Here is a 14,785-nt window from a genome sequence, read left to right on the forward strand (position 1 = left end):
CCACAAGCTGCGTAGTCTAGTTCGCGTTTAGACTTTCCAATGAACTGAAGTAGTGGCTATGACTGATGCAAGAAGCTTCACGCGAGATCTTTCAGTGACAGTCTGCCCAATCTGCGGCTCCGACGCCGAAATGGATGAACGCACTACAGGGGATTTCGTCGTCTGCGACTGCAGTCGATGCGGTCGCTACAAGATGACCGGGTCCGCACTTGCAATGCTTCCTGGTCGATTGGAAACCCAAGATAAATTTGCGGCTCGTATAAGCCATGCGATCAGGACCGCGGCTGATATCGCCAGACCGAACGATCCCCCGGTTGTGACTTCAATGAACCTTGATCAGCTCGGCGGGCGAAAACTTCCTTCGATCGACGCCCAAATTCTCAATCTCTTGAACTGGATTCGCCGGCATGTTGGCGACGATGAGATGGAAACGGTGCAAGTGGAAGATCGTAATGCCTTAGCGGGGATCGTTGGGGCCATCGACGGGGACCGGGTCGACGATCTTCTCGATCTGGCGTCTGAGCAAGGCGTCGTTGAATTCGTGCCGGACGATTGTCTCAAGATCACATTGACAGGATGGCGACTGCTTCGGGCCACAGAAGCTGAGCCGCACCATCAACCTTCATCGGAGGCGCCGCACATGCAGCGGCAGACTGTTAAGGCGGACTGCAACGAGTGCGGGCCTGCAAGGAATGCCGACATCCGGGCCACCTATTCCATCTCGGACGTTGACGCCGACGGAGCGTCCTGGGCCGACACATGGGACATCCTCGAGTGCTGCGGCTGCAACAGCATCAGCGCACGTCGGACTTTCTGGTTTTCGGAACACGATGCTCTGTCGCAAACTCCGGACGGACGTTTGGTGGTTGAACACGGAGTCACCGAGACATTCTATCCTGGCCGAGTGCGGAGAAAGCGCCCCGTTTGGACGCACAAGATTTCAGATCCCGGTCTCCTGAAGCTGTTCAACGAGCTGTACAAAGCGCTCGCGGCTGATCTTCTCATCGTCTCCTCGATATGTGCGCGCACGCTTTTCGACGCTGCGAGTACACTCAAAGTCGGGGACGCCGGAAATTTCAAACAGAAGATAGACGCTTTAGTGGTGCAAGGCATGATGAGCGCCGCCGACAAGGAGGCAGTCGAGGCGATGACAGACGCCGGAAACGCGTCTGCCCATCGTGGCTATGAGCCAAGCTTCGAGCAGTTGATGCACATCATCGACATTGTCGAAGGTTTCATCGAACGACAATTCTACTACCCAGATATTGCCCGATCGCTGCGGCAAGCAACACCTCCTAGGCAAAGTCGAAGCGGTTCGAGGAACGGTGAATGATGCTCGGTGACGTTGCCGGTGACACGGGCCGTCAGGCCGTAGAAAGTCTTAGGGGCTACATCTATCAAATTTATGCGAGCGCACTGGCATGGGTGTCACTCCAGGACGACGCCCTCCTTCATCTCGAACTCGCCGAAGACTATTCGGTGGCCGTCGATGATCTACTGAATGCCCGTCAGGTCAAGGCAACCAGCGAGCCGATGACGCTCAACACCCCAAGTGTCGCGCAGACGATCGACGCATTGTTCGACCTCCAGGATCGAAACCAGGGCAGAGTCGTCAACATCCAATATCTTACAACGTCAGAGGTTGGGCTGGAAAGACGCCTCGAAGATCGGATCAATGGAGCGTCTGGACTGAGTTACTGGAACCTAGCAGCTCTTGGCGCGCCATTGGAACCGCTGCGAAAGCGACTTCTATCGCTGCAAATTGATGCTCGAGCAAGAACCTTCATAAGCGGTGCATCTGAGGAGGAACTCCGACGAGTGCTTCTGTCGCGGATCGAATGGCGGTGCGGTGAGCCGAGCTTGGACGGACTCAGGGAGCAGCTCGAGGACCTCATTGTCGCCTGGTGCGATCGGCGGAACCAGAGTTCGAGCAACGCCGGATCAATAGTCTCCAGAATGCTACAGCGCGTTCTGGAGGTCATCGTCTCAAAAGACCGGTTGCTTCGGCGGGCCGACCTTATTCGTTTGTTCGATGAAACCACCTCGGTCTCGGTGCCCAGGGAGATTTTCGATCAGAAGCTGGCGGCACTCTCTGAGAAGAGCCGTCGGGTTGAGGCCAGCGCCGCGATCGAGCCACTGTCCTTGCCAATCATCTCTCAGCTCGCACCCCGCCGTCAACTCGTTAAGGCATGCCAGAACGCACTCATCGAATTCGGTGTCATCTGGCTTCATGCCGGAGCCGGATATGGCAAGACGACGATCGCGGGGATGGCGGCGGCCGAAGGATCGTCGGACTGGCAGGTTGCCCGATTTCGGGGACTTGACGCCATCCAGACAGCGCAACAGATCCGTCGCGCTGCCGCAGATGCCCGTGTCTCCGGCGCAGTCGCCCTAATGCTCGACGACGTCGAAAATCTCGGAGCTCCTGAGGTGCGCCGGGCGATCGAACATCTTTGGTATGGGAAAAGCTCGAGCGGACTGAAGCTGTTGTTTACATCATCCCAGGCGCCGCCCGCATCATTGCGACGAAACGTTCAGTTGGCGGAAGCGGCTATCAAGGAGATCGGTTCTCTTTCGATTGAAGAAGTAGGAGAGCTGGTGACCCTGCATGGAGGCAATCCATCTTTATTTGGCCGATATGTATATTTCGGTGCGGGCGGCGGGCATCCCCAGCTTGTGCATGCGCTCATACTTGGCCTGAAGCGGAAAAGCTGGCCCGAGGCGGAGCTCAAAACGTTTCCTGCATTGCTGGGACGAGACGACGACATTGAGGCGGAGCGTGCAGACGTCCGCCAGCGGCTCTTCGCAGAACTCCCTCAAGACGATCTCGTTCTGCTGAGCCGCCTGACGCTCGTCATTGGACACTTTGACGGAGAACTTGCGAAGACGCTCGGCGAACTGGAAGTTCCGGTTCCCTTACCCGGACGCGTGCTCGATCGCCTTCTTGGCCCTTGGATCGACGTCGTCGGTAATGATCGGTATCGTCCGTCTTCTCTGGTCACCAATCTTGGACCTGCTGCGCTCGGTCCCGAGGCGACCAAAGCGGCACACTCCGCCATTGCGAGATTTAGAACCAAGGGGCCGGGTCTCGAAGCATTGGAGATGGACGGTGCTCTCCTGAACGCAATGGCCGGAGAAGAAAGGGAGTCTATCGAAGCGATATTCGCGGCGGTCGTTTCAACCGGAGCCGCCGAGTTGCCTATGCTTGCGAACGCCCTGCCGCTGCTGCAATCTCTTTCGCTGACGCAGCCAATCTTTCCTGCGGATACTGAACTGTCCTGCAAGCTTCGCATGATGCAAGTGCTGCTTCTTGCGGCAAGTGGCTCAGGAAGAACATCGACAGCTTATGCGACATTCGACATTGAATCGAAGTCCCTGCCTGAACCAGCACGATTTGTAGAAGGTTTGCTCGGCAAGCTCTTATTGATGACAGGCTCGTTTGACGTGATCCCGGGAATGGTCGGACGATTGTCTAAAGCGCGGAAGGCCGGGTTTTCGGTCCAAAGGGCAGACGATGGGGATGAAAGTCTGAGCTCCGTAGACGGGCTTCAAATCATGTTCGCCTGGCAGTTTTCGACGGTCAAAAATATCGAAACGTTCGACAGATTGCTCGACGAGTTGTCGGTGCTACCTACGGAAGAAAAGGACTTCTGGCTCTCCTCGTTCGATCATCCTGGCGTCGATCGGGGACTCGCGATTAAAAAGCCCTGGACGACCGTCGTTGCTGCCGGCGGGTCGGCCACGGCGGAGATGGCCCAAAGTTATGAGGCTCTGGCGATGAAAGCGCGAGCGCTTGGCGACGACGAGATGGCCGCGGCCGCCTGGGAGACGGCGGCGGTCATCTACGACGAGGACCTCAAGGATTCTAAGAGGGCTCTCGACATTATCGAAATCGCCAAAAAACAGACCGACGGACATTCATGGAGATTAGGCCGGGCCAAATCCAGGATACTCTTCCATCTTAAAAGATACGCCGAGCAGATTGAAGTCGGCGAACCCCTCATCTCGTCGCCCAGCGATAGCAATGTCGAGATGGCCTACTTTCTCCGCGAGCTTGGTATCGGCGCAGCTGAACTTAGACGGCATCCGACCGATGCATTGTTTTTCGAACTCGCGGGTGAGCGGGCGAGGGCGGCAGAAATGCCGGATATGGGCCTGATGGCGATTGGCCTAAGCGTTGATGAGGCGATCGCCAGATACCGTGGGGGCGAAAAAGAAAGGCCAGTCACACTTCTTCGCGACGCATTGTTCGCATTGGAGCGCGCGCCGTCAGCAGGAAGCTTCAGGCATTCTGCTCTGAGGGTTTTCATTCCGCATACGATCTCCTGGCTGAGCTCGACAGTTCGCGGTGAGGTCGGTATCGACGACAGCGCCGTGCCGCCAGGTATGAACAGCAACCCCAATCCGGACAACCGGGTAGGTGATCTACGCCGTGGTGACATGGATGTCGTTTGGCTAATCCTCGACGGTATCGAAAGCCTATTTGGCATTGATGCCGGCATAAGAGCGATGCTGAAGTCTAGTGGATGGGATCAACGGATCCCTACCCTCGTCGATGCAGCTCTGCTGGAAGACGAGTTGGCATCGGCGTTGATCTCCCTGGAAACGGCATCGTTTAATGAGAAGTTGGTCGGGTTTGTCGCTGCACGTGCATGGAAAATCAGTGCCGACGACGGTGGCGAGCTCGACCTTGTAAATGTTGCTCGAGGCCGGGTGCCTCGGCTCAACGACGAAGAGCTTCTTGGTCGGCGGTCGGTAATTTCCAAGATCACGCTCGTGTTCGTCACAATGCTGGTCTTGCAGGACAGACTTGTAGACGCTGAAGCAGTTTTAACCCGGGCGAACACGTATCTGCCAATCATTGACGCGCAGGAACTCGAAGCTCTTCGTAGTGGCGCCATATCGGCCCCACAAGATCAAGCGTACTGGGGCGCCATGGGCGCTATACGCGACATGACCTCATCCGATGTGCCAATGGCGCCGGTCGATTTGTATATCTCCTGTTATCGGCTCGTGGAGCTGGCCGCTTTCGATCCGACTGGCACGTTTATGCGGCTCTCTTTGCCCTGGATCGCGCAGGCCTGGGGAAAGGTCGTGGCGCAAAGAAGCTTTCAACTCGCAAATCCCAGGACCGCACAAAGCGCAATCAACGACTTCCTGGACTCGGATACGTCGGCCGAGTCCAGGATCGGGCGACTGCTTCTTGATCTCCTGTCAAATGTTCGTGTTCCTCTCAGCGACGAGATTGTCATCCAGCTCCGAGCAATGGCTGGTCCGGCCTGAAGTCAAGATGGAAATCGGGCGTCGAGCCTTCGAGGTAGTGCCTACGCGTCCGCTGGACAAGCGATCGTCACCGAAATCGTCGGACATGGCCGCCTATAAGGTGTTAGACGGACTGGAGATGCGCAAGTTGATTTGCCAGGCAACCATTTCGTTACAGAACAATAGCGCACTGAAGTTATCTCGACAAAGCAAGGGGAGCTTGCTTTATCTAGGACATGAGATTCACCGCGCACGGCCCATCTATCCCTGACGACCTTCTGCTTGCCCGCGACAGAAACGAAGTGGTGTTTTTCTGTGGCGCCGGGGTCTCCCAAGCACGAGCGGGACTTTCGAACTTCGCGCAACTGGCTGCTAAGGTCATGGAGCGGCTCGGGCCTGCCAAAGACAGTCCTGCGAGAAAACTGCTGGACCTTGCGACAAATGTCAGTCCCATCCAGGGCGTTGGCAGCTTTGTTGCAACCGACAGGGTTTTCTCCCTGCTCGAGCGGGAGTTCGACCCCCAGGACATCCATGCCGCGGTCGCCGCAGCATTAAAGCCACAAAGTGTCGCCGATCTGTCAGCCCACGACCTGGTCCTCGATCTGGCAGGCCGTGCGTCCGGCGGCGTTCGTCTGGTAACCACCAATTTCGACCGACTGTTCGAGGATTGCGATCCCGCGATCAGATCGACCGGTCCGGCGCATCTGCCGGACCCTCGGCGGGCGGACATGAATGCCGTCATCCATCTCCATGGGCGTGTTGACCCTGATTATCTCGGCTCGGATGAGCAAGGTTTCGTTCTGTCGAGCGGAGATTTCGGACGCGCCTATCTTGCCGATGGCTGGGCTGCCAGATTTATCCAGTCGCTGCTCTCGCGGTTTAGCATCGTGTTTCTGGGCTATTCGGCCGACGATCCCCCGGTTCAGTATCTTTTGGAGGCCCTGAAGGGTGGCTCGCAAACGGAAGGGCAAATGTACGTATTTCAGTCCGGCGAAAGCACAGTTGCGTCATCGCTCTGGGAGAATAAAGGCGTACGTGCAATGGCCTACGACCCTTTGCATGGGCACGAAGCTCTTTGGTCGACCCTGGAGGCATGGGTCCAGCGAGCCAAGGATGTTGACGGGTGGCATGAAGGCGTTCTCCGGAACGCCGCGCGTGGACCGGAAAACCTGTTGCCTCACGAACGCGGTCAAGTCGCCCATATTCTCTCATCGGTTGAAGGCGTACGCCGCCTGGCACACCTGACGACCGGCGGGATTCCAGCCTCATGGATTAGGGTGATAGATCCTAAAGAACGTTACGGGCAGCCGGAAACCGATACGAATTCTTCGAAGGAGCCGGTTGACCCATTCGACAGGTTTGGGCTTGACACGGACGCACCGCCACCAGATCCCAAAAAGAACGAATTTTCCTTTTTTGCCAAAGAGCGAGAAGTGCCGGATGACAGTTGGAATGGCTTCGATCTCTATCCGTTGGATGCTCCGGGGCCGGCTCAACAGTCGGGGGTCTTTTACGGACAGAACGCGGCTATAGCAGCTCCCTTGCCCGGTCGCCTCCGTCAACTCGCGGTTTGGTTGATGAATGTCGCCGACCAGCCTGAGGCCTTCGCCTGGGCGTTGAAGCAGCCTGACCTCCACCCACACGTAAAATCGCTGATAACTTGGGCGATAAGGGACAAAGGTGACAGATGGCCCCCCGAAATCGCCCGGGGATGGCGCTATTTAATGAGGATATGGGACGACCGGCGTGAAGACCCCGATCGCGTGGCTTACGCAGTTTCAGCAGAAGCGAAAGCAACGGGTTGGTCAGATGAGATGGTGCGGCGGCTGATTGGGGCTCGGCAACCACGCCTCAGAATCGAGGCGCCCTACTCGATGCGCGGCACCGACGATGATCGGCTTTTCAGATTAAGCATCGACTATCCGAGACCGCATATCGAGGTCGAGATACCGGATGAGATGCTCGCGACCGCGGTCGCAAGGCTCCGGGATAACCTGGACCTTGCAAAATCACTTGAGACAGAAGTCCACCAGGGCGACTGGATCTATCTGCCGACGACGTACGAGAGCGATGGGCAGCTTCAGGACCTGGACGCCCATGGCCTTGTGGGCCCGGTCCTTGAAACGCAAAGGATGGTGCGTCGCCTTGCGACGGTTGATCCAGCGGCAGCTCACGCCGAGTTTCTTCGGTGGCCGGTTGATGACAATGGCATCTTTGCCCGCTTGCGTATCTGGGCCGCGCGACATCGTGACCTCACATCGGCAGACGAGGCGGCGGCAGCCCTGATTGGTTTGTCGGACAAGGCCTTCTGGGGATCTCTCCATCAGCGCGACCTTCTCATGACTTTCCGCATGCGATGGAGCAACCTGACACATTCCGCTCGTCGCCAGCTCGAAGACAAGCTGACTTCGACCAGCTATCCATGGGAAAATACCAGCAGGGCCGGGGAATACAACGATCTGGCGCTCATCGAGCGGTTGCGATGGTTTGTTGCGCAGGGAATGGAGTTCTCGTTCGACGTTGACGGAAAGATTACCGACCTGGCCAAACGGTTCGACGGCAAGCTACCCGATATCGGCGAGGTTGTTGCGGACACACAGCCAAGGGTGTTCTCTGTCGAAACGGTGAACGCGCCGGGCGAGCTGACGTCGCTTCCGATTACCGAGATCTTCGCGATGGCTGCCGCTGTCGAAGGAATCGATTATCGCGCCCATATCCACCGCGATCCCTTCGCGGGCCTGGTAGAGCTACGTCCTGTCAAGGCTCTTGCCGCCCTCTTGTACGAAGCTCGGAATGGAACGGTCCAGATCGAAGGATGGGGATCGTTCTTCCGTTCAGAAAGGAGGGTCGATGATCCGGAAAGGTTGCTGGGCCTCATCTGCGCGAGGCTCGCCAACATGACCGTCGCCGATCTCTCGCAGATTCTCTATCCGGTGACGGACTGGATGTTGCGGATGACGAAACGGCTGGTCGCCGAGTTTCCAGAGGTGTCGGATATTCTTTGGCAGAGGATGGTGGATGCCGCCGTCTTACTTCCCGCCGCAGACGGCGAAAGATATTCTGAGAGGAGCTGGGCCGATGACGGTCTGAACAGACCGGTCGGGAAACTGGCCCAGATCCTGCTTCAGGATTCCAGCCTTTCCGGGCGGCGCCGAAAATCGGGGCTGGATCCCGTTTGGAAGGGAAAGATGGAGAACATTCTGTCTTTGCCCGGCGATCTGCGCCGCCAGGCACTCGTGTTTGCATCATTCCGTTTCGTGTTCTTCTGGTTGGTCGATCCGAAATGGTTCGAGGCGACCATTATGCCGAGCATGAATTCCGAGGGGGCTGATGGGGACGCGTTCTGGGATGGCTTCCTGTGGGCGAACAAGGTGCCGCCTGCACAGCTGCTGCACAAGATGAGACCATCAATCCTTCAGAAGGTCGGCGATGGATCGCGAAGAAAGCCGATCACGGACAGCCTGGCCGACATCATACTCTACGCCTGGATCGAATGGTCGCAAAAGCGCACGCCGCCATTCACAAATGCCCAGTTTAGGGAGGCTATTGTCGATGGAGGCTCGCAATTTGCGATTCAGGTTCTTTGGAACCTCGGGAGACGGCTACAGCGAAAGACCGTTTCCAATGAGAAGATCCGCGAATTCTTTCGCGAAGTCTGGCCGCTCCAGAAGGCACTGAAGTCTCAGGAGATATCACGGGCGTTGAGTACCTTTCTGTTCAAGACGGGCGACCTCTTCCCGGAAGTGTCGACGTTGATCATGGGACGGCTCGTTCCATGTGAAAATTTCGACGCCTACACTATCCATTCCGAAGGGGAGGGCGGTGTTATCGAAACCTATCCCGAAGCCCTGCTTGATGTGCTTCAGCGGCTGCTTCCGAGCGATGTCACCCGCTGGCCGCATTATACGTCGGAAATACTGGATCGTCTGGCCCACAACCCGGCTGTCGCAGATGATAGTCGTCTGAAGCGACTGAGGCGAGCGATCGGTCTCCCAGCAGCTCCACCCGCGCCGTAACTCTCGTCGGCGCTGGCCAGTGACTGCGTGGAGCTCCGGGGCAACCCAGCTTACGTAGCGTGCTGATCGATTTCGTACGCGGTCTGGCAGACCGAGCAGGTCGGCGACCTCCTTCGACTCGTTGCGCATTCCGCCGATATAGAAGATGCCTACGCCCATGCCGGAACAGCAAGTCGCGCTTTGCTTGCTTGATGGGCACCAGTAGCATGATGATGCACAGCGCCTCTAGTGCGGCCTTGTCGGGCACGCACCTATCGCGAGGTTGCCGTAGCGTGACTGGCGACGAAGTCCGGCGGAACCGGTGTATGGCTGAGGAAGGCCTGGATTTGTGGCCGAGCGGCGACGTTCCTGTAAGAGCTCTCAGCCAATCCGAGCAGTGTTTTCCGGCGCTTTTCGTCTGCGATGTCGAGACCGAGATCTGACGTTTGCTCGTTCGAGGGCTCTTCGTCTATCCGCAGGAAACGATCCTTGAGCTGCTGCGTCATCATGAAGCGAACAAGCTGCTGCTGACTCGTCATAACGGTAGAGAGGAGACGGTCCTTACGAAACCAGGAGATCGCGCTGAGATCCGGCCCGAGCGAACTTGGCAAAGAAAACTTGGAGGAAGTCGTCCCAACACTCAGGACGTGCACGTCGGCGATATCCTGTCCACAGAAGAAGGTGGCTTCATGCAGCGCGCAAAGGTCCGGTGCGTTAGCAACGATGCCGCCGTCGACGTATCGGGAATTGCCGATGCCAGCCATCGGGAAAAAGTACGGGGCTGCCGATGTCGCCATCGCGACATCGGCAGCGAAAAGCTTTTTGTCCCAGACAAGGCTCTCGTGATGTGGGGTCTTGAACATCTGCACTTGACCAGCGCTCATGTTCACGGCCGGAACCAGCAGTCTCGTTTTCGCGTCCCCGATGAGCGCACTTCCGCCAATCACTTGTTCGATGGCTTTGCGAAGCTCGATATTCCGGTATTTCGCTCCGTAAGGCTTTTTAAGCCTCGATAGAAGCCTGCCGACCATCGAGTTGGCGCGGGGGAAGATATCCTCCCCGCGATCCAGAAAAACCCTTTCGATATCTCCCGCGCTCTTGCCGAGTGCCAGCCCTATCGCGATTATCCCGCCGATCGACGTGCCCGCGATCATGTCGAAACACTGGCCGATCGGGCGTCCGGCCTGCTGCTCAAGGTGCTTGAGGACGGCGATCGTGTAGAGCCCGCGATAGCCGCCGCCGCTGAGCGCCAAAATTCTGAAATCCATACTTGAACTCTTTATCTTGCAATAACTATGTGATATCCACATATGGCACAATTTATGCCATTCGCATACTACCTGTAGGGACTTCAGACTTTATTCAGCTGCCGACAAACCGGGGGACTCGGGACACATGGCAAACGTATCCAAGCTTCTATACTCCACGGTGGCCGACGTGTCCTTTCTGTTGGAGATCGAGCCCGAGGACGACGCAAAGGCCGCGTTGCTCGAGGCCAAAGGGCAAATACGCGAGCGCCTCAGGGAGGCTTTTGAGGAAAAGAGCAAAGAGATATTTGGACGCTCCATTCGACCGAGGTTCTTCACGCAGGGAAGCCATTCGTACAAGACGTTGAACGACCCGGCTTGGCCGCCGGAACAGCAGATGGACCTCGATGACGGTTGCTATTTGCCCATGTCATTCGTCAAAGGAACCCGTCCGTCGCAGGCTTCCGCGCTTTTCTTCGAATTCGTCGACGGCGTTCTTGAAAAGCTCGCAGAAGACCAAGGCTGGAAGTTTACTAAAAAGGACACCTGCTGCCGCGTCGTCATCAGTTCGATAGCCCATATCGACATCCCTTTGTACGCGATCCCGGACGACGAATTTGTATTGCTCGAGAAATCGATGAGCGCAAATGCCTCGTTCGCGGAAGACCGTCGCCGCCCCGACACCTGGGATGCCCTGCCGTCGGACAGCGTATTGCTGGCACATCGCAAAGAGGACTGGAAGGTATCTGATCCACGCAAGATAAAGACCTGGTTTCTTGCGGCAGTCGGGGTCTACGGTGAAAAACTGCGTCGCATATGCCGATATCTCAAGGCATGGCGCGATCACAACAAGCCCCACCTGAACGGTGTTTCCTCCATCCTGCTGATGGTGTGTGCCTGGAAGGCGTTCGAAGAGATCAGGCGACCATTTGTTCCCGACCGGGAAGACCAGGCACTGTTGGCAGTTCTCGAAAGGCTTCCGGGCTACCTGGAAAATGCAATGCCGAACCCGACGGACAAGGACGAGGATATAAACCGCCTTTCGTCCGAGGACCGCAAGACAGCGGCACGGTACGCCCGGCAATTCGCGGCCAGCCTGCGCAACACGATAGACGCCGTCACGGATACCTCCAAGGCCGTCATCGATACCCGGCTCTCGCTCGGACCGCGCGTCCCCGACAGACAGGACCTCGTCAGCGTAGTCGAAACAGCCAAGATCACGGTGCTTTCGCAGCCCCGGAAGGAAGTCGCTGCCCCTGTCGTCGGCAGGTCCCAGAGTGGCTGAAATCAACGTCTCCGCAAGCCAGCGGGTTCATGACGCGCTCACGCAGCGGGGGTTCGAGCGTGACTGGTGCAGCGAGCGCGTTATATATTTCGGTGTCCTTGATCCCTATGCGCTCAAGGTTCCCGTCAGCATAGACGTAACCGATCTGGATTTTGTCCGACCTCCGCCGATAAGGGTAAAGGAGGGATATGATACCGCGGGCCGCCGGCTCCCGCACCTCCTCGATGAGAGCCGGTCTTTCTGCTACTACGCAGCGGGAACGGTCGTTCTGGACCGCTACAATCCGGGCGGAACGGTTCTCCAATGCCTACAGCAAGCGGATGACGTCATGCGCCAGGCCGTAGGTGGGAAGTCCGACGCCGACTTCGCGAACGAGATGCAGGCCTACTGGTCTTCCTCCTTTGTCATCGTCGATCTTCCTGTCGGGTTCACTGGACAAGCGAAGGTCCGCTATTTGAACCTGCGGGGCGCAGACACATCGACGGCGACCCTCTGCACGGACAGTTCATGGCTGATCGACGCTCATCGTGCCAACGGCTCCCCGCTCCCTCGAGGTGACGACTGCGTTGTCGTATTGACAAAAAGTGCGATAACGCTCAATCCGGATGCAGACTGGCCGCCAACCTCGCTTTCTAACTTCAATTCCTGGCTCAATTGGCTGGATCCCGCGCTCGTCGGCGTCCTCGAACGAAGTTTCGTGCGGGGTGAAGGAGCCAGGAGATGGGTTGCGATCAGGGCTCCGAATGGTGTTTTCATCATCGACGCTTCACTTCCGCCGATGTTGCAGACGGAGGAATTCCTCAGGTCGCGGCGGACCGGGCTTCCGGCCGCGCTCCGCAAGTTGGCGGCAAAGACGACAATAGGACGGACGATCGGCATGCCAGCGGATACCGATTATATATTCAGCCGCAACCTGGGGGCTCGACAAAATCTGGCGGGCAAGCGCATCCTGCTCATTGGGGCTGGCACGATCGGCGGATTTCTCGCCCACCAGCTTGCGCAATCCGGGGCGGGAGAAAGCGGCGGTCGTTTGATGATCGTGGACACCGACGAACTGAGAACTGCCAATCTCGGGCGTCATCTCCTAGGTCTGCCTTATATAAACGTCAACAAGGCCGAGGGTTGCTGCGCATTTATCAAGCAACAGCTGCCTATGCTCGACGTGGACGCTAGGCCCGAGGACGCGTTGAAAGTCGTCTCCGGCGCATATCTACCCTACGACCTCATCATTGACGTCACGGGCGAAGAGGCGCTGTCGCTCGCCGTCAACGAGAGGGCCGTCTGCGCGGATAGCGGCTGGCCGCCCGTCCTGTTTGGATATCTTTTGGGAAACGGTGCACTCGCACAGGCGCTTCTGGTCGACGACCGAGAGCGAGAGCACGCCTGCCTAAAATGTCTCAAGCCCGCGCTATCCGGCGTCTCGCGCTATCCGTCGCTGAGGCAAGGAGTCGAAGTAATACGAGGACGCAACATGGAATGCGCGGACCCGAATTACATCCCTTACCCGGTCACCAGATCGGTGATGGCCGCCTCCCTCGTCTGCGAGATGGCGCTTGCATGGGCGGCAGGTTCGATAGGCCAGCGCTTCCGCTCACATCTCTTCGACGCCTCGCAGGCCTACCACGTCAAGGATGGAAATCCGGGCCCAACTCGAGAATGCCCCGCATGCAGCCGGATCTGATCTTCGCGACGCAATCCGGAGCTTTCGTCCTTCTTCCCAGCCCGCTCGCAGATATTATGCGGCGTTTCACCGTTGGCGACGAGGCGCGGACCGAAGCTGGAGGCATTCTGATCGGTAGCCATCGCGGCGACCATATGGAGATAACTGATTGTACCACTCCGCTTCGCCGCGACGTCAGAAAACCGTATTTATTCGACCGGAAAGACCGCGGGCATCATGTGGCCGCCATAGCCGCATGGACGAAGAGCCTCGGCAGGAAGAGTTTTCTCGGCGAGTGGCATACCCACCCCGAGGATTATCCAACGCCGTCCGGAATCGACCGCGCGACCTGGGAAGGCATAGTCGCGAAGTCCGCCGACACCAGGGTTTTCGTTATCGTAGGCAGAAATGATATCTGGGCGGGCATGAGCGCGACCGGAACGGTCGTGAGAATGTCACCTGTTAAATAAGCCTCTGTGCTGAGATGGTGCCCGGTGATAGGTGGGATAATGTCGATGGAAGCACGTTGTCATCGACGGCTTATCCGGTGTTTGATGTGGGCTTCAAAGATCGCCACGAGGCAAGTTCCAGAACATGTGCTCATGCCGCACAGACGATGCGCCTGAATGAAATGACGGAATTTCAGTCACTTAGAAATTTTGCTGATCAGGTCAGCGGTTCGACTCCCTTCAAGGCGTGGGAGGTAACCGCCTGACTTCAGGTGGTGTCCGATCGCATTCAAATGCGTTCATATTACCTTGGCAAACGAGCCTGGTGACATTGCGCAAGTAAAATCGCAATCGTAGTCGCCACGTTTTGGAGGACGAGGTCCACGTCTTGACGAAGTTGCCAACTGTCGGAGCAGCCCTGCTGAGCGACCATCACAAACCAGGTTATACCTCAAATTGCACGTGTCACGCATGTGTCACGCGACCACTCCCAATAAGTGTGAATTAGTCCAATTAGTCCAATTGCTACTTCGTTTCGCTATTAGCCTGGTGGAAACGCTGAGACGGTAGAGGGGTTGCATATGTTTCAGGGGGGAACCCTTCCAGAGGCCGATCAGGAACGCTCATCATCGGGGGAAATCTCTGGCCTTCTTAAGGTCTTTCTCGCCTTCGCTTTTGTGGTGGCGCTTTCGTCGCTTGCATTTTCTCTTTTAGGAGTCCCATCCACTCAACAATGTTGATACTCAAAGTCCAAGGCTCGGACAGATCGTGTCCCAGCGAGTGGTGTAGCTGGGTTTCGTAGCCATCGGTGATTTCCGGTAGGGTCGGGTTGCTTAGAACCAACCTGAAGGACACCACCGATGACCGACGATATGATGAACCTGCGT

8 protein-coding genes are annotated in these 14,785 nt (G+C 57.2%); 6 read left to right on the forward strand and 2 right to left on the reverse strand.

All coding sequences use genetic code 11. The features are described from left to right. Positions 1-58: 58 nt before the first annotated feature. The 3 genes from R6X40_RS25670 (at position 59) to R6X40_RS25680 (ending at position 9,278) form a co-directional block, all read left to right on the forward strand. Positions 59-1,333, forward strand: coding sequence for a DUF4145 domain-containing protein (locus tag R6X40_RS25670; RefSeq protein ID WP_318417315.1), 1,275 nt, complete (start codon positions 59-61; stop codon positions 1,331-1,333). After that, positions 1,330-5,283: a hypothetical protein gene (locus R6X40_RS25675; protein ID WP_318417316.1), complete on the forward strand. Its 3,954-nt coding sequence runs from the start codon at positions 1,330-1,332 to the stop codon at positions 5,281-5,283. Before R6X40_RS25670 ends, R6X40_RS25675 begins: the two co-directional genes overlap by 4 nt. 215 nt (positions 5,284-5,498) lie before the next feature. Continuing rightward, the gene (locus R6X40_RS25680; protein ID WP_318417317.1) at positions 5,499-9,278 is read left to right on the forward strand and encodes an SIR2 family protein; all 3,780 of its coding nucleotides are present in this window, start codon (positions 5,499-5,501) and stop codon (positions 9,276-9,278) included. A 251-nt stretch (positions 9,279-9,529) separates the two neighbouring features. Here R6X40_RS25680 and R6X40_RS25685 read toward each other — a convergent pair whose 3' ends face one another. Beyond that, positions 9,530-10,525, reverse strand: coding sequence for a CBASS cGAMP-activated phospholipase (locus tag R6X40_RS25685; protein WP_318417319.1), 996 nt, complete (start codon positions 10,523-10,525; stop codon positions 9,530-9,532). 127 nt (positions 10,526-10,652) lie between these two features. On the opposite strand from R6X40_RS25685, the gene R6X40_RS25690 reads away from it, so the two are divergent. Genes R6X40_RS25690 through R6X40_RS25700 form a run of 3 tightly spaced genes read left to right on the forward strand, consistent with a single transcriptional unit; the run spans position 10,653 to position 13,919 of the window. Further along, positions 10,653-11,789: a CBASS cGAMP synthase gene (locus R6X40_RS25690; protein WP_318417321.1), complete on the forward strand. Its 1,137-nt coding sequence runs from the start codon at positions 10,653-10,655 to the stop codon at positions 11,787-11,789. Continuing rightward, positions 11,782-13,470: a ThiF family adenylyltransferase gene (locus tag R6X40_RS25695; RefSeq protein ID WP_318417323.1), complete on the forward strand. Its 1,689-nt coding sequence runs from the start codon at positions 11,782-11,784 to the stop codon at positions 13,468-13,470. The genes R6X40_RS25690 and R6X40_RS25695 overlap by 8 nt, the downstream gene beginning before the upstream one ends. Then, a complete protein-coding gene (locus R6X40_RS25700; RefSeq protein ID WP_318417325.1) occupies positions 13,455-13,919 on the forward strand; it encodes a Mov34/MPN/PAD-1 family protein in 465 nt (154 codons plus the stop codon). The genes R6X40_RS25695 and R6X40_RS25700 overlap by 16 nt, the downstream gene beginning before the upstream one ends. A gap of 630 nt (positions 13,920-14,549) precedes the next feature. Here R6X40_RS25700 and R6X40_RS25705 read toward each other — a convergent pair. Continuing rightward, a partial coding sequence (locus tag R6X40_RS25705; protein ID WP_318417327.1) for a hypothetical protein occupies positions 14,550-14,785 on the reverse strand: 236 nt, incomplete at its 5' end.

The organism is Rhizobium sp. PL01, assembly GCF_033447125.1.
GTDB lineage: Bacteria > Pseudomonadota > Alphaproteobacteria > Rhizobiales > Rhizobiaceae > Pararhizobium.